Genomic DNA, 16,999 nt, shown 5'->3' with positions numbered 1-16,999 from the left:
CATGGATCATGGCACGTCGTCGCCAGCATGAAGAACACGTCAACCACGAACGCTGGCTGGTGTCCTACGCGGACTTCATTACCTTGCTGTTTGCCTTTTTTGTGGTGATGTACTCGATTTCGTCGATCAACGAAGGCAAGTACAAGGTCATTTCCGAAGCGCTGATCGGCGTCTTTACCGATTCCGATCGTTCGCTCAAGCCGATCCCCATCGGTGACGAGCGGCCGAAGACCGTGACCCCGGCCAAGCCGCTGGTCAAGGACAGCGACCAGGTCGATGCCGGTGTCGCCGGCGCCAGCGATCCACTGAAAAGCATCGCCGACGACATCAGTGCGGCGTTCGGTGACCTGATCAGCTCCAACCAGATGACCGTGCGCGGCAACGAGTTGTGGGTCGAGATCGAGCTCAATTCCAGTCTGTTGTTCGGCAGCGGCGACGCCATGCCCAGCGACATCGCGTTCAACATCATCGACAAGGTTGCGGCGATCCTGAAGCCGTTCGACAACCCGATTCACGTCGAAGGCTTCACCGACGATCAACCGATCCGCACCGCGCAGTACCCGACCAACTGGGAGCTGTCCTCGGCCCGCTCGGCCAGCATCGTGCGCATGCTGGCGATGCAAGGGGTGAACCCTGGTCGCCTGGCGTCGGTGGGCTATGGAGAGTTTCAGCCGGTGGCCAACAACGCCACCGCCGAAGGCCGTGCACGCAATCGTCGCGTGGTGCTGGTGGTGTCACGCAACCTCGATGTGCGCCGCAGCCTGACCGGCACCGGAACCGCCCATGCGCAACCGGATGCCGCATTGAAGCGTGCTGGCACACAAACTGCACCGACCCCGGTCAAGTCGCCGGTACGAGAGAGCGCCGTCAATTCTCCGTCACCCGCATTAACACGTTGAGCTATTTCTCGGTCGATCCATTCGGCCGGGAGGAACAATCCGAATGAGAGTCTGGGCAGTCGCCAATCAAAAGGGTGGTGTCGGTAAAACCACTTCCTCCATCGCTTTAGCCGGTTTACTGGCGGAGGCGGGTAAGCGCGTGGTCGTGGTCGATCTCGACCCCCACGGCTCCATGACCAGCTACTTCGGCTACGATCCCGACGCCCTGGAGCACAGCAGCTACGACCTGTTCCTGCACAAGGGCAACGTGCCGCAAGGCCTGCCGGGTCAACTGCTGCTGTCGACCAGCGACGAACGCATTTCCCTGTTGCCCTCCAGCACCGCGCTGGCCACCCTTGAGCGCCAGTCGCCGGGACAGATTGGTTTGGGCCTGGTGATTGCCAAGAGCCTGGCGCAACTGTGGCAGGACTTCGATTACGCGGTGATCGACAGCCCGCCATTGCTCGGCGTGCTGATGGTCAATGCCTTGGCGGCGAGCCAGCAACTGGTGATCCCGGTGCAGACCGAACACCTGGCGGTCAAGGGCCTTGAGCGCATGGTCAACACCCTGGCGATGATCAACCGCTCGCGCAAGCAGGCGTTGCCGTTCACCATCGTGCCGACCCTGTTTGACCGACGGACCCAGGCGTCCCTCGGCACGTTGCGCGTGCTACGCGACAAATTCCCCGACGAAATCTGGCAGGGCTACATCCCGGTGGACACGCGCCTGCGCGATGCCAGCCGCGCCGGTCTGACACCTTCGCAATTCGACGGCAAGAGCCGAGGCGTTCTCGCTTACCGCGCGTTGCTCAAGCATCTGCTGGCGGCGCAACTTGTTGCGCAGGTGGCGTGACATGAGCCCAATTCCTACTGGGGGATGCCGATGAATCGGCCATTGAAGCTCACTTCGCGCCCGCAACTGGCGTTGCAGTCGTATCTGGACAGCCTGCTGCAAGACGCAACCGAGGACATGGCGCCGGAGATCGAGGTGCTGGCCGAAGTGGTCGAAGCGGTGAAAGTCATCGAAGAGCAAGCCGTGCTGGACGAGTTCCAGGCCGCGGTGCTCGAAGAACAGGCCCGGGATGCACAGAAAAGCGCGCCTTTGGTTGCGCCAGTAGCGCCGGTGGCCAAGTCTCCGGTTGCCGAGGTCGAAGCCCCTGAACCCGTACTGGCGCCGGTTTCGACCCTCGCGCCGCTGTTGCAAACCCTGGTGGGTCCGATTGAAGAGGCCGAAGCGCTGGAGACTCCCGTTATCGAGGAGCCTCAGGCGCTGGTGCCGCCAATCGTCGAAGTGCATCTGCCACCGAGTAACACGCCGCCACCGGTGGAAACCGACGGTCGTCCGTCCTGGGCTGCCGAGCCATTCGAGTGCCTGCTGTTCGATGTCGCCGGTTTGACCCTGGCAGTGCCGCTGGTGTGCCTGGGGTCGATTTATTCCCTGGCCGGTCACGAGCTGACGCCGTTGTTCGGCCAGCCGGAATGGTTCCTGGGGATCCTGCCGAGCCAGGCCGGCAACCTCAAGGTGCTCGATACCGCGCGTTGGGTTATGCCCGACCGTTACCGCGAGGATTTCAAGCAGGGCCTGCAATACGTGATTTCGGTCCAGGGCTACGAGTGGGGGCTGGCGGTGCATCAGGTCAGCCGCTCGTTGCGTCTGGACCCGAATGAAATCAAATGGAGAAGTCATCGAGGTCAGCGGCCATGGCTCGCCGGCACGGTGATTGAACACATGTGCGCCTTGCTCGACGTCGCCTCGTTGGCCGAGCTGATCGCCAGTGGCGGGGCAAAGCACATGTCCGGCAGCAAGCCGGGCCACAAACCGACATCAGTCAAATAAACAAAACAGGCGACGTCACTCTGATGATGTTGCACAGAACACACACCGCCAGGGCGGTTTCTTGAGGGGGCAGGGTATGAATGACAAGGCAACGGCGGCAAAGGGTTCCGAAGATCCGATCCTGCAATGGGTCACCTTCAAGCTGGATAACGAGACCTACGGCATCAACGTGATGCGCGTTCAGGAAGTCCTGCGTTACACCGAAATCGCCCCGGTCCCGGGTGCCCCGAGCTATGTGCTGGGCATCATCAACCTGCGCGGCAACGTCGTCACCGTGATCGACACTCGCCAGCGCTTCGGCCTGATGAATGCCGAAATCAGCGACAACACCCGTATCGTCATCATCGAAGCCGACAAGCAAGTGGTCGGGATCATGGTCGACAGCGTGGCCGAAGTGGTTTACCTGCGTCAGTCGGAAATCGAAACCGCGCCGAACGTGGGTAACGAAGAGTCCGCCAAGTTCATTCAAGGCGTGTGCAACAAGAACAACGAATTGCTCATCCTGGTCGAGCTCGACAAGATGATGAGCGAAGAAGAATGGTCGGAACTGGAGAGTATCTGATTGATTCTCGAGGTTGCGGTCATTGTCCTGTTCCTGTTTTGGGCAGGCACGCTGGCGATGTTCCTGGCGTACATTCGCGGTCAAAAGCAGATCGCCGCACAACAGGCCAAGGGTGATGCGCTGCGTGATCAGCGCATCAAGGACCTGGCCAAGCGCGTCGACGACTACCAGAACGGCAACGTGCGCATGGGCGAAGACCTGTATGAACTGCGGGCGATCGTTGCGCCGTTGCCGGACAAACTCGCCCAGCTGGAACAACGCGACCCCTCAAGCCTGTCGTTCGCCCAAGCGGCGCGGCTGGTCGGGATGGGCGCCAGCGTCAACGAACTGACCCAGTCCTGCGGCTTGACCCAGGCTGAGGCGGAGTTGATGAGCAAGCTGCACAAGAACTGACAGCTGTAGGAGCAGCCGGTCGACGCTCGATTGCTCGCGATGGACGTCAACGATGACGCGGGCCTCCTGAAGAAACGCGGCGCTCATACCTCCATCGCGAGCAGGCTCGCTCCTACAATGGTTCTATGTCGGACACAGAACATGTGTTCACCGCAGATCACCTGTGGGAGCGAGCTTGCTCGCGATGGCGTCCTCGAATGCGCAGCAATCTTCCCCGCGATCCGACGCATTCCTCTCTATCCTCAGACCGGGATTACGCTGCCGTAGTCTCCTGCCTATAGCGCTCTCAGATTCCACCGTCTTGTGATTGCAACCAGCGATCAGTAGTTTGATCTGCTCAAACGTACACAGTGCCAGGAAGGCTTATGATCGACATTCTGCGTGGTACACCGCTGTGGGTTTATGCGGTGTTTTTTATTCTGAGTTACTACGGTGTCATCGCCTGTTTCAGGAGCCATGTATCGAAGAGGTCATTGCAGATATCCCCCGTGATATTCGTGGCTTTGTCCCTCGCATCGCTCAATCCCTCCCAGGAAATTGCAATCCAGCTTTCTGCCTATACGCTGGGATTACTGGCCGGGTGGTTGCTGGCACTGCGTTTTTTCTCGTACAACAATGTGCAGTGCGAGGGGCAACATCTGGTTCTACCCGGCACGATCAAGGTACTGATTGTGTATTGGGGCTTTTTTGCCTGGCGTTATTACGAAGGTTACCAGGCGGCCATGTATCCGGAACTGGCCAATGAAATGTCGGCAGTTGCAGGGGCGGCGCTGGGAGCAGGGTTCATCAATGGTTTGATTGTCTGTCGCAGTTTCAAGCTATTGCGTTTTTTCAAGTTTGAACACGTGACGCCCCGGAGTTGATGAGCAAGTTGCGCAAGAACTGAGTTTTACAGTTCCTTGAGATTGCTATCGCGAGCAAGCTCGCTCCCACAGTAGTTGTATCTCGTACACAAAATACGTGTTCGCTGAAGATCAAATGTGGGAGCGAGCTTGCTCGCGATGGCGGCCTTAAAAACTCAGTAGTCTACCCCGCGCTCGGTCACATCCTTCTCCACCATCAGCCCATCCGGATCCTGCCCCGCCGGAAACTTCCCCTTCAAACTCCACGCAAACGCAATGATCTCGGCAATCGTCAGATAGAGCTCCTGCGGAATGCTGTCTCCCAGTTCCATCCGCGCCAGCAGTCTCACCAGTTCGGCGTTTTCGTAGATCGGCACTTCGCAGTCGCGGGCAATCCGCAGGATTTCTTCCGCCAGCGCTTCGTCGCCCTTGGCGGTGAGGGTGGGGGCGTGGGTGCCGTCGTATTTGAGGGCGATGGCCTGGCGTGGGGCGTTGGGGTTTTTCATGCGGTTTCGTCGACCCAGCGTTGTTCGAGGCGGGTTTGCGGGCCTTGGGGCGGTGTGCCGAGGTGGCAGTCCAGGTCGCCGACGTTCAGGCCGGCGGACAGTAAGCGCTCACGCAGCCCGGCCAGATTGCTTTCGATCAGGCTGGCGGTGTAAGGCCGTTCGGCCCAGAGCTGGCTGGAGAGGCTGCCCTTGATCAGTTGCGCCTGAATTTGCAGCGGCCCCAAAGGCTCCATGGCGAAGGCCAGCTCCACACGCCACAGCTGTTGTTTGGGTTCGCGTTCTTCGCGACGTTCCTTTGGCTGTTCTTTTTCGGGCGCATCCTCACGCTGGAACTTGAGCTGCAATGGCACGATGTCTTGCAGATTGCGCATCGGGATTTCCAGCTGCCAGGTGCTCATCAGCCGCCCGTCGGCGGTTACGCCGGTTTGTTCCAGACTCGACAGTTGATGGCTTTGCAGGCGCGAAACCGCGGCGGCGGCCAGGCGAAGCAGGTGTTCGAGGTCGTTTTCACCGTCTGCGCTTTGCTGCAGGCGCTCGGGCAGCGGGAAACCGCTCGGCGACGGTTTGGCGCTGACCTGACCGAGCATGCCCAGGGCATTGCGGACAAAGTTCGGCATGGCCTGGACCAGGGTGTTGGCGGCGATGATCGCGCCGAGGCTGGTGTTGGCCGGCAAGCCCTGACTCAATTGCGCAACCAGTTTGAGCAGGTCGCCCTTCATGTCCGGCGCGAGCGTCGGGTTTTGCCCGGTCAGCAGTTTGCTTTCGAGAAACACACCGCTGCTGGCCAAGGCCTGGGCCAGGCCCTTGGGGGTGCTCAACTGTTGAACGTCCGGCAGGCCGGCGAGCAACCGGGTAGCGGTGCTGCGCAATTCAACGGATGTCTGGTCCGAGGGCGCAAGGTTTTGCAGGAGTTTGAGCAAGCCATCCAGCGATCCCTGACGGCTTTGCTGGTCGACCAGTTGCCGGGTCACCGCCAGTTGTTCCTGACGGCTGCTCAGTGGCACGAATTTCACGGTCTGGGCGTCCTGCACCTGCGCGCTCAACAAGGTGCCGATGCGCAAGGGCTGCGGACTGTCGATGCTCAGGGTGCTGCCGCTCAGTGCGGTATTGAGCAGGCCCACCATCGAGCGAAACACCATGGGCTGGCCAGGCACCTGGGGCAGTACTTGCGAGGTCAGTACTTTGCCCTGCAGCAGGGTACCAACGGGCAGTTGTGCGGTGTCGAGGCGGGTGAGGGTGGCGACGCTGGATGCAATCGCCTGTTGCACCGTCACGGCCAGATTGCCGGCCGAGGGTTGGCTGACGAGCAGCGTGGTGCCCTGGGCCAGCGGTTGATTACTGGTGGTCTGGACCGTGGTCTGGCGGCCGCTGTCGAGGGTGACCTTGAGCAGCATCTGGAAAGTCTGATCCGCCTGCTTGAGCGACAACACTTCGGCCTGGACGGTTTGACCGACGCTGATCAGCCCCTCCACTGGCGTCAGCAACTTGAGCAACTCACCGCTGACCACCTGCGCACGCGAAGTCGCCAGGAGGGTTTGCGGTAGCGGGAGGATGTTCATTTCGCCTGTCATACGCGGTCACAACCTGAGGAAAATGCACTCTTTAGAGTAAGGCCTGGCATGTATAATGCCGCGCCGTTGTATCCAAAAATGGCGAAAACTTTGCAATTGTTTGACGCAGCTCTCTAGAACAAGACGTCATTGCATCTATGCTGCATCTCTTTAACGGCCGCGCCAGTGCCGACTTGAACCGAATAAGGCCCGTGAACCCTTGACCAGTCCTGTCCTGCAAACCGTTGCCCTTGCCTGTGAGCGAGACCTTCGGCTGCTCTTCGAAAATCTCGATTTGAGACTGGCCAGTGGCGAAATGATGCAAATCAGTGGCCCCAACGGCAGCGGCAAGACCAGCCTGTTGCGTCTGCTCTCGGGGCTGATGCAGCCGACCGCCGGTCAGGTGCTGCTCAACGGCCAGCCACTGAACGAGCAACGCGGTGAGCTGGCGCGCAACCTGCTGTGGATCGGCCACGCGGCCGGGATCAAGGATTTGCTGACGCCGGAAGAGAACCTGAGCTGGCTGTGTGCCTTGCATCATCCGGCGACCCATGAGGCGATCTGGCAGGCGCTGGCCGCGGTCGGGCTGCGTGGTTTCGAGGATGTTCCCTGTCATACGTTGTCCGCTGGTCAGCAGCGTCGCGTCGCCTTGGCGCGCCTGTATCTGGACAGTCCGCCGCTGTGGATCCTCGATGAACCCTTTACCGCACTCGACAAGCAGGGCGTGGCACAACTCGAGGAACACCTGGCTGGCCACTGCGAACGCGGCGGCATGGTGGTGTTGACCACTCACCACACGCTGAGCCGGATGCCGGCCGGTTATCGCGACATCGATCTGGGGAGCTGGGCCGTATGAGTGTTTTCGGCCTGCTGGTCGCCCGTGAGGCTCGTCTGCTGTTTCGCCGTCCGGCGGAACTGGCCAATCCGCTGGTGTTCTTCGCGATCGTCGTGTCCCTGTTCCCGTTGGCGGTCGGTCCTGAGTCTCAATTGTTGCAAACCTTGTCTCCGGGGCTGGTCTGGGTGGCAGCGCTTTTATCGGTCCTGCTCTCGCTGGACGGGCTTTTCCGCAGTGATTTCGAAGACGGATCCCTCGAACAGTGGGTCCTTTCGCCGCACCCCCTGGCTCTTCTGGTTTTGGCCAAGGTGCTGGCACACTGGGCTTTTTCCGGCCTGGCACTGGTTTTGCTCGCGCCCTTGCTGGCGCTGATGCTCGGTTTGCCTGCCGCCTGTCTGCCAGTGTTGCTGCTTTCGTTGCTGCTCGGTACACCGGTACTGAGCCTGCTCGGTGCGGTGGGCGCGGCGCTGACGGTCGGTTTGAAGCGCGGTGGCCTGTTGCTGGCACTGCTGATTCTGCCGTTGTACATCCCGGTGTTGATCCTTGGCAGTGGCGCCTTGCAGGCCGCCTTGCAGGGGATGCCGGCGACCGGTTATCTGTTGTGGCTTGGTAGCCTGACCGCCCTGGCGATAACCCTGACACCTTTTGCAATAGCTGCTGGCCTGAAGATCAGCGTCGGCGAATAATAATGAGGTCTGGTTAAAAATTAACCACTCTTTTTGAAAGAAAAGCAGACCCTGGCTCTTCACAGTAAAGAGCAACCGTGATGGAAACAGTATGAACTGGACGTGGTTTCACAAGCTCGGCTCGCCCAAATGGTTTTACGGCATCAGCGGCAAAATGCTGCCCTGGCTGAGCGTCGCGGCGTTGCTGCTGATCAGCGTTGGCGTGGTCTGGGGCCTGGCCTTCGCGCCGCCGGACTATCAGCAGGGCAACAGCTTTCGCATCATCTATATCCACGTCCCGGCCGCCATGCTGGCGCAGTCCATCTACGTGATGCTGGCCGTGTGCGGCATCGTCGGCCTCGTGTGGAAGATGAAACTGGCCGATGTCGCCCTGCAATGCGCGGCGCCTATCGGCGCGTGGATGACCGCGGTGGCGCTGGTCACCGGGGCGATCTGGGGCAAGCCGACCTGGGGCTCGTGGTGGGTCTGGGATGCACGCCTAACGTCCATGTTGATTCTGCTGTTCCTGTACTTCGGTCTCATTGCATTGGGCAACGCGATCAGCAATCGTGACAGCGCGGCCAAGGCCTGCGCGGTGCTGGCGATCGTCGGCGTGATCAACATCCCGATCATCAAATACTCGGTGGAGTGGTGGAACACCCTGCACCAGGGCGCGACCTTCACCCTCACCGAAAAACCGGCGATGCCCGCCGAAATGTGGCTGCCACTGCTGCTGACGGCGTTGGGTTTCTACTGTTTCTTCGGCGCGGTGCTGTTGCTGCGCATGCGTCTTGAAGTGCTCAAGCGTGAAGCCCGGGCCAGTTGGGTCAAAGTCGAAGTGGAAAACAGCCTGGAGGTCGCTCGATGAGTTTTGCTTCATTCGGCGACTTCATCGCCATGGGTCATCATGGCCTGTATGTCTGGTCAGCCTATGGCATCTGCCTGGCGGTATTGGCCCTCAACGTGGCGGCGCCGATCCTGGCCCGCAAGCGGTATCTGCAACAAGAGGCGCGTCGTTTGCGCCGGGAGAACGGCAAGTGAATCCGCTGCGCAAAAAGCGTCTTATCATCATTTTCGCGATCCTGGTCGGGGTCGGTGCTGCCGTCGGCCTGGCCCTGAGCGCCCTGCAGCAGAACATCAACCTGTTTTACACACCGACCCAAATCGCCAACGGCGAAGCCCCACAAGGCACGCGCATTCGCGCTGGCGGCATGGTCGAGAAGGGCTCGCTGGAGCGTTCCAGTGATTCCCTGGACGTGAAGTTCGTCGTCACCGACTTTAATAAATCCGTGACCATCACCTATCGCGGCATCCTTCCGGACCTGTTCCGTGAAGGGCAGGGCATCGTCGCCCTGGGCAAACTCAATGCCGATGGCGTGGTGGTGGCCGATGAAGTGCTGGCCAAGCACGACGAGAAGTACATGCCGCCGGAAGTGACCAAGGCGTTGAAAGACAGCGGTCAATCGGCTCCAACGCCCGCGAAGGAGGGTTGATTCCATGACGTCCGGCATCTTTATTCCCGAGTTGGGTCATTTGGCGATGATCCTCGCCCTGTGCTTCGCCCTGGCCCAGGCCGTGGTGCCGCTGTTCGGTGCCTGGCGCGGTGACCGCCTGTGGATGAGCCTGGCCCAGCCGGCCGCCTGGGGGCAATTCACCTTTCTGGTGTTCGCCTTCGGTTGCCTGACCTACGCCTTCATGGTCGATGATTTCTCCGTGGCCTACGTGGCCAACAACTCCAACAGCGCCTTGCCGTGGTACTACAAGTTCAGCGCCGTGTGGGGTGCCCACGAAGGTTCCCTGCTGTTGTGGGCCTTGATCCTCGGCGGCTGGACCTTCGCGGTGTCGGTATTCTCCCGGCAGTTGCCGCAGGTCATGCTGGCCCGCGTGCTGGCAGTGATGGGCATGATCAGTACCGGTTTCCTGCTGTTCCTGATCATGACCTCTAACCCGTTCAAGCGCATCCTGCCGCAAGTGCCCAGCGACGGTGCCGACCTCAACCCCTTGCTGCAAGACATCGGCCTGATCGTTCACCCGCCGATGCTGTACATGGGCTACGTCGGTTTCTCGGTGGCCTTCGCCTTCGCGATCGCGGCGCTGATGGGCGGTCGCCTGGATGCTGCGTGGGCGCGCTGGTCGCGTCCGTGGACCATCGTGGCCTGGGCCTTCCTCGGTATCGGTATCACCCTCGGTTCGTGGTGGGCTTACTACGAACTCGGCTGGGGCGGCTGGTGGTTCTGGGACCCGGTGGAAAACGCCTCGTTCATGCCATGGCTGGTGGGCACTGCACTGATTCACTCGTTGGCGGTCACGGAAAAACGTGGCGTGTTCAAGAGCTGGACCGTATTGCTGGCCATCGCCGCATTCTCCTTGAGCCTGCTGGGCACCTTCCTCGTGCGTTCCGGCGTGCTGACCTCGGTGCACGCCTTTGCGTCCGATCCGGAGCGCGGGGTGTTCATCCTGATTTTCCTGCTGTTCGTGGTTGGTGGTTCGCTGACGCTGTTCGCCCTGCGCGCACCGGTGGTCAAGAGCCAGGTGGGCTTCAACCTCTGGTCCCGGGAAACGTTGTTGCTGGGCAACAACCTGGTGCTGGTGGTGGCCGCGTCGATGATCCTGCTCGGTACCTTGTACCCGCTGATTCTGGACGCCATGACCGGCGCCAAGCTGTCGGTCGGCCCGCCGTACTTCAACGCGCTGTTCATTCCGTTGATGGCGTTGCTGATGATGGTGATGGCGGTCGGCGTGATCGTGCGCTGGAAAGACACCCCGGTGAAATGGCTGGTGAGCATGCTGACTCCGATTTTGCTGGGCAGTGCCGCCATGGCCGTGGTGGCCGGCGTCGCGTACGGCGATTTCAACTGGGCAGTGCTCGCGACCTTCATGCTCGCCGCCTGGGTGTTGCTGGCCGGTGTGCGTGACATCTTCGACAAGACCCGCCACAAAGGCTTGATCAAAGGCCTGCCAACCCTGACCCGCAGCTACTGGGGCATGCAGGTCGCGCACCTGGGCATCGCCGTGTGTGCGCTGGGTGTCGTGCTGTCGAGCCAGAACAGTGCCGAGCGTGACCTGCGCCTGGCACCGGGCGAATCCATGGACCTGGCCGGTTACCACTTCATCTTCGAAGGCGCCAAACACTTCGAAGGCCCGAACTTCACGTCCGACAAGGGCACCGTGCGGGTGATCCGTGACGGTAAGGAAGTCAGCGTGCTGCACCCGGAAAAACGCCTGTACACCGTGCAGAACTCGGTGATGACCGAAGCCGGTATCGACGCCGGATTCACCCGCGATATCTACGTTGCCCTCGGCGAACCGTTGGGTAACGGCGCCTGGGCTGTGCGCGTGCACGTCAAACCGTTCGTGCGCTGGATCTGGTTCGGCGGCTTGTTGACCGGCTTCGGCGGGTTACTGGCGGCGCTGGATCGGCGTTATCGGGTCAAGGTCAAAAGCCGCGTGCGCGAAGCACTGGGCATGTCGGGAGCCACTGCATGAAGCGTTGGTTGATGTTGTTGCCACTGGCGATTTTTCTGGTGGTCGCTGTATTCCTTTACCGTGGGCTGTACCTGGATCCGGCCGAGCTGCCTTCGGCCATGATCAACAAGCCATTCCCGGAGTTTTCCCTGCCGGCGGTGCAGGGCGACAAGACCCTGACCAAGGCTGACATTCTCGGCAAACCGGCGCTGGTCAACGTCTGGGGCACCTGGTGCATCTCCTGCCGGGTCGAGCACCCGGTGTTGAACAAGCTGGCCCAGCAGGGCGTGGTGATCTACGGCATCAACTACAAGGACACCAACGCCGATGCCTTGAAGTGGCTGACGGACTTCCACAATCCGTATGTGCTGGATATCCGTGACGACGAAGGCTCGCTGGGCCTGAACCTCGGCGTGTACGGCGCGCCGGAAACCTTCTTCATCGACGCCAGGGGCATCATCCGTGACAAATTCGTCGGGGTGATCGACGAGCAGGTCTGGCGCGAAAAACTGGCGGCCAAGTACCAGGCTCTGGTTGACGAGGCCAAGCCATGAAGCGCTGGATCGCTGCCGTTGTCCTGGGCTTGAGCCTGGCGGGCGTAGCCCACGCGGCCATCGACACCTACGAGTTCGCCAAGGAAGAAGATCGCGAGCGTTTCCGCGAACTGACCAAGGAGCTGCGTTGCCCCAAGTGCCAGAATCAGGACATCGCCGATTCCAACGCACCGATTGCCGCCGACCTGCGCAAAGAGATTTTTCGCATGCTCGGCGAGGGCAAGGACAACCAGCAGATCATCGACTTCATGGTCGACCGCTACGGTGATTTTGTCCGCTACAAGCCTGCGCTGAACGCCAAGACCGCCTTGCTCTGGTTCGGCCCCGCCGGCCTGCTGCTGGGCGGTGTGGTGATCATCGCAGTGATCGTCCGCCGTCGTCGCGTGCAACGCGCCGGCACCCCGGGCTCGCTTTCTGCCGAGGAGCGCTCGCGCCTCGACCACCTGTTGGATAAAACCAAGAATGATTGATTTCTGGCTCGCTGCAGGTCTGCTGCTTCTGGTGGCCCTGAGTTTTCTGTTGATCCCGGTGCTGCGCAGCCGTCGCGCCCAGCGTGAAGAGGATCGTACCGCCCTGAACGTCGCGCTTTATCAGGAACGCGTGGCTGAGTTGCAGACTCAGCAGGAAGAGGGCGTGCTCGATGCGGCGCAAATGGACGCCGGTCGCGCCGAAGCTGCCCGTGAGTTGCTGGCGGACACCGAGGGTGGCGAAGCGCCGCAGGTGTCGCGACTGGGCAAACCCTTGCCATTGCTGGCGGCCATTCTGGTGCCGGTGCTGGGCTTGGGCCTGTATCTGCATTTCGGTGCCAGCGACAAGGTCGAACTGACCCGCGAATTCGCCCAAGCGCCGCAGTCGATGGAAGAGATGACCAAACGCCTGGAGCGCGCGGTTGCCGCACAACCGGATTCAGCCGAAGGCATGTACTTCCTCGGTCGCACCTACATGGCTCAGGATCGCCCGGTGGACGCGGCGAAGATGTTCGAGCGCACGGTGAACCTGGCTGGTCGTCAGCCGGAGCTGCTTGGCCAATGGGCCCAGGCCCAGTACTTCGCCGATGGCAAAAAGTGGTCGGACAAGGTCCAGGCCCTGACCGACGAAGCGCTCAAGGCCGATCCGAAAGAAGTCACCAGCCTCGGCCTGCTCGGCATTGCCGCGTTTGAAGGCGAGCGCTATCAGGAGGCTATCGACTATTGGAATCGCCTGCTGGCGCAACTGCCGCCGGAAGACAGATCCCGCGAGGCGTTACAAGGCGGGATCACCCGGGCCACGGAGAAGCTGGTGGCCAGTGGCGGCAAGGTTGCGCAAGCACCGGCGGCCAAGGCCGCGGCGCTACTCAAGGTCAGCGTCGATCTGGCAGCGGATCTCAAGACCAAGGTCCAGCCTGGCGACAGCGTGTTCATTTTCGCCCGAGCGATCTCCGGTCCTCCGGCCCCGCTGGCGGTCAAGCGCATGACCGTGGCCGACCTGCCGGTGACCGTCGAACTGGGCGATGCCGACGCGATGATGCCGCAATTGAAACTGTCGAACTTCCCTGAAGTCCAACTGGTTGCGCGCATTTCCCGTGCCGGCAAACCCACCGCCGGCGAATGGATCGGTCGCAGCCAGCCCCTGGCCAGCAGCACCACCGCGCCGCAAACACTGACCATCGACAGCCCGGACAAATAACAGGAAAACGCAATCATGACCGCATTCGCTCGTATCACCCTGCTCAGCGTCGTTATGGGGTTAAGCGCTTGTGCGGTCCAGCAGCCAACGGAACATCAGGCACCACCACCGTTCCCGCCGTCGCAGCCCAGTCCCACGCCATCGACTTCGCCCACACCAGGTAAACCGAGTATTCCGGCGAAACCTGCCAAACCGTTGCCCCGCACATCGGCCAGCTTTGCGCCGCCTCCGGGGGGTAATAGTCATTGGGATCCGAAGCTTGGGGTCTATGTGCTCGATGATCAGCCCAATACCTTTTATCGCCAGCGTACCTATTACCGTTGGGATAATGGCTGGAGCCGGTCGATCAGTCCGAAGGGGCCGTGGGAGGAGACTGACATTCACGGTGTGCCGGGGGGGCTGGGGAGGCAATTCGGGCAGTAACGCAAAAAGGCGACCTTCGGGTCGCCTTTTTTGTGCCTGCAGAAATGTGATTTCCGGGCCACTGCTGAACCCTGTGGGAGCGGGCTTGCCCGCGATGGCGGCCTGACAGCCGACCGGGGTTTTATTGGCTGAGTACATATCCGTTGCTGCGGTAATGGCGACTTATGGTTTCGCCCTTACGGCGACTCACTTTTTTTACAAGCGCCTAAAAAAAGTAAGCAAAAAAACGCTCGCCCCGAACGTACGGCCCCTCGCTAAGGCTCGGGGTTCCTTCGCTCCGGTATCCATCCGGGGGCATTGCCCTCCGGTCTGCTTCGCGACGACCTACATGCAATGAGTTCGACTGCGTCGAACGGCGCTGCGCGCCAGTCCCCGGATGAACACCTCCACTCAGCCTCCCGAGGGGGCGGGTGGATCAAGATCAAGAGCTGCAGGCGAGCTAACGCTCGGCCTGTTGAGTGGTGAGAAGCGTGGGTGTACGCCGCTTTTTCTTTTGCTTTTCTGTGGGCGCGGCGGTGCGGCGATCCGACCTGCTCGCGAAGGCGGCCTGCCAGCCGATCTTGCTTTTGCGGATGTCCCCAATCCCTGTGGGAGCGAGCTTGCTCGCGATGGCGGCCTACCAGCCGACGAAGAGCATCACAGGCGAACGAACCCAACAAACAGGCCGGCCGGTAGGCCGCCTCGGACGCTGTTGCGGTACACGCCCCCTCGTGAGGCCGAGTGGAGGTTCTGCGCAGTGGGCAACCCGGCATGGATGCCGGGTTAGCCGCCGCCGGCCATGGATGGCCGATGGCGGCGGGCCCACGGAGCAGGACCGGAGCGAGGGGATGCCGAGCCACGGCGAGGCACCGAATGTCAGGGGCAAGAGCGTTTGGTTACTTTGCGCTTTTCAAAGTAACTCGCTGTAAGAGCGAAACCATAAGTGGCCGTTACCGCAGCAACGGATATGTACACCGATACAAAAACTCCGTTACCGAAGTAACCGATATGTACACCAGTACAAAACGCATCGCCCAACACGTAGCCATCCACAGCCTCCGACGCCGGGCTGACCCGCGCTGAACACCGTTTGCATTTGCGCTGCGAGCTGTGCCACCCGGACACCCTCAGCTTGTTCCGCGATCTGGTGGAAAACCCGCTGGTGCAACGGGCGTCGGTGATGGACCATTCGCCGGGCCAGCGCCAGTTCGTCCTCGAATCCAAGTACCGTAAGGACTACATGGGTAAGTACCACCTGACCGCCACGCAGATGGACGAATTCATCACGCTGCAAATGGCCAACTCGCGCACGTACAGCGACCGTTACCCACATTGAGGAGTCGGCGCGCTACGGCATGACCATCGCCGAGTTCCCGACCACCGTTGAGGCCGCGCGCACGGCATGAATGTGTTGATGGGCACACCGAACATCGTGCGCGGCGGATCGCACTCGGGTAACGTGGCCGCCGCAGATCTGGCCGCAGAGGGTTTGTCGGTGATCCAGCAAGTATGGCGACAAGCGAAGAGGGTGTTTTGATGGCGGGCAGGTTGATCTATCTCATCGGGCCTTCAGGTTCGGGCAAGGACAGCCTGCTGGATGCCGCGCGAACGCGGTTGGCCGAACGTGGCTGCCGTATCGTGCGGCGGGTCATTACCCGCTCGGCCGAAGCGGTGGGTGAAGCGGCACTGGGTGTCAGTGCGCAGCAATTCGCCGACATGGAAGCCCAGGGCGCGTTTGCCCTGAGCTGGCACGCCAATGGGTTGTCCTATGGCATCCCGCGGGAAATCGACGATTGGCTGGCCGCCGGACAGGACGTGCTGGTCAACGGCTCACGAGGGCATTTGCAGAACACCCGCCTGCTCTATCCGGATGTATTGGTGCTGTTGCTGACTGTGGACCAGGTGGTGTTGCGTCAACGATTGCTGGAGCGCGGGCGCGAGTCGCTGGTCGAGATCGATCAGCGCCTGGCGCGCAATGCCCGATTCAACGAGCAGCTGCTGGCGCAAGACTCGGCCGTGCACCTGCTCGACAACTCCGGGCCGCTGGAGTTTACGGTCGAACGTTTGCTGGCCTGCATCGACGAGCAAGCCCCATGCGCCTGACGTTGCTGGGCACCGGTGATGCCCGGCAAGTACCGGTCTACGGCTGCGAATGTGTTGCTTGCGATGCGGCCCGCCACGATCAGCGCTTGCAGCGTCGACCGTGCAGTGCGCTGATCGAGTGCGGTGATCAGCGCTGGTTGATCGACAGCGGCTTGCCTGACCTGTGCGAACGTTTCCCGCCGCGCAGTTTCAACGGCATTTTCCAGACTCACTATCACGCCGATCACGCCCAGGGCCTGTTGCATATGCGCTGGGGCCAGGGCCTGGTGATTCCGGTCCACGGTCCCGAGGACCCGGAAGGCTTGGCCGACCTCTACAAGCACCCTGGCATTCTCGATTTCAGCCAGCCGTTCGATAGCTTCGAAAACCGGCAGTTCGCTGCGCTCAGCGTCACTGCGCTGCCGCTGCAACACTCGAAACCGACCCTCGGTTATCTGCTGGAAGGAGAAGGGCGGCGAATCGCCTACCTGACCGACACCGTAGGCCTGCCGCCAGACATGTTGAGTTGGCTGCGGCGTGAGCCACTCGATGTGCTGGTGCAGGATTGCTCCATGCCGCCACAACCCCAGGCCCCGCGCAATCACAATGACCTGAACCTGGCCTTGCAGTGCATTGATGAGTTGCAGCCGAAGTCGGCGGTATTGACCCATGTCGGGCATAGCCTGGATGCCTGGTTGATGAAGCATCGGGGTGAATTGCCGGTGAATGTCAGGGTCGGGTTTGATGGGTGTGTGTTGTAGCG

Annotated in this window: 20 protein-coding genes and 1 pseudogene; 19 read left to right on the top strand and 2 right to left on the bottom strand. The window is 61.1% G+C overall.

Translation table 11 applies throughout. The annotated features are described in order from the left end of the window. The first annotated feature begins 8 nt into the window (after positions 1–8). The 6 genes from motD (at position 9) to AC1D1M_RS11745 (ending at position 4,533) form a co-directional block, all read left to right on the top strand. On the top strand, positions 9–899 hold the full coding sequence (gene motD, locus AC1D1M_RS11770; RefSeq protein WP_085716991.1) for a flagellar motor protein MotD: 891 nt from the start codon (positions 9–11) through the stop codon (positions 897–899). 43 nt (positions 900–942) lie between these two features. Beyond that, positions 943–1,731: a ParA family protein gene (locus tag AC1D1M_RS11765; protein ID WP_477775763.1), complete on the top strand. Its 789-nt coding sequence runs from the start codon at positions 943–945 to the stop codon at positions 1,729–1,731. Positions 1,732–1,761: 30 nt separating this feature from the next. Then, the gene (locus tag AC1D1M_RS11760; RefSeq protein ID WP_477775762.1) at positions 1,762–2,715 is read left to right on the top strand and encodes a CheW domain-containing protein; all 954 of its coding nucleotides are present in this window, start codon (positions 1,762–1,764) and stop codon (positions 2,713–2,715) included. A 76-nt stretch (positions 2,716–2,791) separates the two neighbouring features. Then, positions 2,792–3,277, top strand: coding sequence for a chemotaxis protein CheW (locus tag AC1D1M_RS11755; protein WP_007980742.1), 486 nt, complete (start codon positions 2,792–2,794; stop codon positions 3,275–3,277). Next, positions 3,278–3,670 carry a DUF2802 domain-containing protein gene (locus tag AC1D1M_RS11750; protein WP_477775761.1) on the top strand — a complete coding sequence of 131 codons (393 nt, stop codon included), beginning with the start codon at positions 3,278–3,280 and terminating at the stop codon, positions 3,668–3,670. A 365-nt stretch (positions 3,671–4,035) separates the two neighbouring features. Beyond that, the gene (locus tag AC1D1M_RS11745) at positions 4,036–4,533 is read left to right on the top strand and encodes a hypothetical protein (protein WP_477775760.1); all 498 of its coding nucleotides are present in this window, start codon (positions 4,036–4,038) and stop codon (positions 4,531–4,533) included. Between the two features lie 155 nt (positions 4,534–4,688). Here AC1D1M_RS11745 and AC1D1M_RS11740 read toward each other — a convergent pair whose 3' ends face one another. Then, complete coding sequence (locus tag AC1D1M_RS11740) at positions 4,689–5,018, bottom strand: EscU/YscU/HrcU family type III secretion system export apparatus switch protein (RefSeq protein WP_477775759.1); 330 nt, start codon at positions 5,016–5,018, stop codon at positions 4,689–4,691. Further along, a complete protein-coding gene (fliK, locus tag AC1D1M_RS11735) occupies positions 5,015–6,589 on the bottom strand; it encodes a flagellar hook-length control protein FliK (protein ID WP_477775758.1) in 1,575 nt (524 codons plus the stop codon). The genes AC1D1M_RS11740 and fliK overlap by 4 nt, the downstream gene beginning before the upstream one ends. A gap of 199 nt (positions 6,590–6,788) precedes the next feature. Between fliK and ccmA the strand changes: the two genes are divergently transcribed. The 13 genes and pseudogenes from ccmA (at position 6,789) to phnP (ending at position 16,997) form a co-directional block, all read left to right on the top strand. Next, positions 6,789–7,424 carry a cytochrome c biogenesis heme-transporting ATPase CcmA gene (gene ccmA, locus AC1D1M_RS11730; RefSeq protein ID WP_095944048.1) on the top strand — a complete coding sequence of 212 codons (636 nt, stop codon included), beginning with the start codon at positions 6,789–6,791 and terminating at the stop codon, positions 7,422–7,424. Continuing rightward, positions 7,421–8,089, top strand: a complete 669-nt coding sequence (gene ccmB / locus AC1D1M_RS11725) for a heme exporter protein CcmB (protein ID WP_007980754.1) — start codon at positions 7,421–7,423, stop codon at positions 8,087–8,089. Before ccmA ends, ccmB begins: the two co-directional genes overlap by 4 nt. Before the next feature lie 91 nt (positions 8,090–8,180). After that, complete coding sequence (locus tag AC1D1M_RS11720; RefSeq protein ID WP_223544314.1) at positions 8,181–8,936, top strand: heme ABC transporter permease; 756 nt, start codon at positions 8,181–8,183, stop codon at positions 8,934–8,936. Then, positions 8,933–9,109: a heme exporter protein CcmD gene (gene ccmD / locus AC1D1M_RS11715; protein ID WP_007980758.1), complete on the top strand. Its 177-nt coding sequence runs from the start codon at positions 8,933–8,935 to the stop codon at positions 9,107–9,109. Before AC1D1M_RS11720 ends, ccmD begins: the two co-directional genes overlap by 4 nt. Then, entirely contained in the window at positions 9,106–9,561 is a 456-nt protein-coding gene (gene ccmE, locus AC1D1M_RS11710; protein WP_477775757.1) for a cytochrome c maturation protein CcmE, read from the top strand. Before ccmD ends, ccmE begins: the two co-directional genes overlap by 4 nt. A 4-nt stretch (positions 9,562–9,565) precedes the next feature. Beyond that, positions 9,566–11,554, top strand: coding sequence for a heme lyase CcmF/NrfE family subunit (locus AC1D1M_RS11705; protein ID WP_477775756.1), 1,989 nt, complete (start codon positions 9,566–9,568; stop codon positions 11,552–11,554). Then, positions 11,551–12,087, top strand: a complete 537-nt coding sequence (locus AC1D1M_RS11700; protein WP_477775755.1) for a DsbE family thiol:disulfide interchange protein — start codon at positions 11,551–11,553, stop codon at positions 12,085–12,087. Before AC1D1M_RS11705 ends, AC1D1M_RS11700 begins: the two co-directional genes overlap by 4 nt. Then, positions 12,084–12,557 (top strand): cytochrome c-type biogenesis protein, encoded by a 474-nt coding sequence (locus AC1D1M_RS11695; RefSeq protein WP_477775754.1) that lies wholly within the window; start codon positions 12,084–12,086, stop codon positions 12,555–12,557. The genes AC1D1M_RS11700 and AC1D1M_RS11695 overlap by 4 nt, the downstream gene beginning before the upstream one ends. Then, the gene (ccmI, locus tag AC1D1M_RS11690; protein ID WP_477775753.1) at positions 12,550–13,752 is read left to right on the top strand and encodes a c-type cytochrome biogenesis protein CcmI; all 1,203 of its coding nucleotides are present in this window, start codon (positions 12,550–12,552) and stop codon (positions 13,750–13,752) included. Before AC1D1M_RS11695 ends, ccmI begins: the two co-directional genes overlap by 8 nt. Positions 13,753–13,767: 15 nt before the next feature. Then, positions 13,768–14,175 (top strand): hypothetical protein, encoded by a 408-nt coding sequence (locus AC1D1M_RS11685; RefSeq protein ID WP_477775752.1) that lies wholly within the window; start codon positions 13,768–13,770, stop codon positions 14,173–14,175. A 1,033-nt stretch (positions 14,176–15,208) separates the two neighbouring features. After that, positions 15,209–15,646: pseudogene (locus AC1D1M_RS11680) on the top strand (amidohydrolase family protein); the annotation flags it as partial. Between the two features lie 44 nt (positions 15,647–15,690). Then, on the top strand, positions 15,691–16,257 hold the full coding sequence (phnN, locus tag AC1D1M_RS11675; protein WP_477775751.1) for a phosphonate metabolism protein/1,5-bisphosphokinase (PRPP-forming) PhnN: 567 nt from the start codon (positions 15,691–15,693) through the stop codon (positions 16,255–16,257). Continuing rightward, positions 16,248–16,997 (top strand): phosphonate metabolism protein PhnP, encoded by a 750-nt coding sequence (gene phnP, locus AC1D1M_RS11670; protein WP_477775750.1) that lies wholly within the window; start codon positions 16,248–16,250, stop codon positions 16,995–16,997. Before phnN ends, phnP begins: the two co-directional genes overlap by 10 nt. Positions 16,998–16,999: the final 2 nt, after the last annotated feature.

This window comes from Pseudomonas sp. P1_F7 (assembly GCF_056405655.1).
Note: the sequence above shows the minus strand (reverse complement) of the source record. Positions and strands in the feature narration are given on the sequence as shown.

Bases quoted from the DNA above. Each gene is read 5' to 3' on its own strand.
- motD (WP_085716991.1), top strand. From the start codon at position 9: ATGGCACGTCGTCGCCAGCATGAAGAACACGTCAACCACGAACGCTGG.
- AC1D1M_RS11765 (WP_477775763.1), top strand. From the start codon at position 943: ATGAGAGTCTGGGCAGTCGCCAATCAAAAGGGTGGTGTCGGTAAAACC.
- AC1D1M_RS11760 (WP_477775762.1), top strand. From the start codon at position 1,762: ATGAATCGGCCATTGAAGCTCACTTCGCGCCCGCAACTGGCGTTGCAG.
- AC1D1M_RS11755 (WP_007980742.1), top strand. From the start codon at position 2,792: ATGAATGACAAGGCAACGGCGGCAAAGGGTTCCGAAGATCCGATCCTG.
- AC1D1M_RS11745 (WP_477775760.1), top strand. From the start codon at position 4,036: ATGATCGACATTCTGCGTGGTACACCGCTGTGGGTTTATGCGGTGTTT.
- AC1D1M_RS11740 (WP_477775759.1), bottom strand. From the start codon at position 5,018: ATGAAAAACCCCAACGCCCCACGCCAGGCCATCGCCCTCAAATACGAC.
- fliK (WP_477775758.1), bottom strand. From the start codon at position 6,589: ATGACAGGCGAAATGAACATCCTCCCGCTACCGCAAACCCTCCTGGCG.
- ccmB (WP_007980754.1), top strand. From the start codon at position 7,421: ATGAGTGTTTTCGGCCTGCTGGTCGCCCGTGAGGCTCGTCTGCTGTTT.
- AC1D1M_RS11720 (WP_223544314.1), top strand. From the start codon at position 8,181: ATGAACTGGACGTGGTTTCACAAGCTCGGCTCGCCCAAATGGTTTTAC.
- ccmD (WP_007980758.1), top strand. From the start codon at position 8,933: ATGAGTTTTGCTTCATTCGGCGACTTCATCGCCATGGGTCATCATGGC.
- AC1D1M_RS11705 (WP_477775756.1), top strand. From the start codon at position 9,566: ATGACGTCCGGCATCTTTATTCCCGAGTTGGGTCATTTGGCGATGATC.
- AC1D1M_RS11700 (WP_477775755.1), top strand. From the start codon at position 11,551: ATGAAGCGTTGGTTGATGTTGTTGCCACTGGCGATTTTTCTGGTGGTC.
- AC1D1M_RS11695 (WP_477775754.1), top strand. From the start codon at position 12,084: ATGAAGCGCTGGATCGCTGCCGTTGTCCTGGGCTTGAGCCTGGCGGGC.
- ccmI (WP_477775753.1), top strand. From the start codon at position 12,550: ATGATTGATTTCTGGCTCGCTGCAGGTCTGCTGCTTCTGGTGGCCCTG.
- AC1D1M_RS11685 (WP_477775752.1), top strand. From the start codon at position 13,768: ATGACCGCATTCGCTCGTATCACCCTGCTCAGCGTCGTTATGGGGTTA.
- phnN (WP_477775751.1), top strand. From the start codon at position 15,691: ATGGCGGGCAGGTTGATCTATCTCATCGGGCCTTCAGGTTCGGGCAAG.
- phnP (WP_477775750.1), top strand. From the start codon at position 16,248: ATGCGCCTGACGTTGCTGGGCACCGGTGATGCCCGGCAAGTACCGGTC.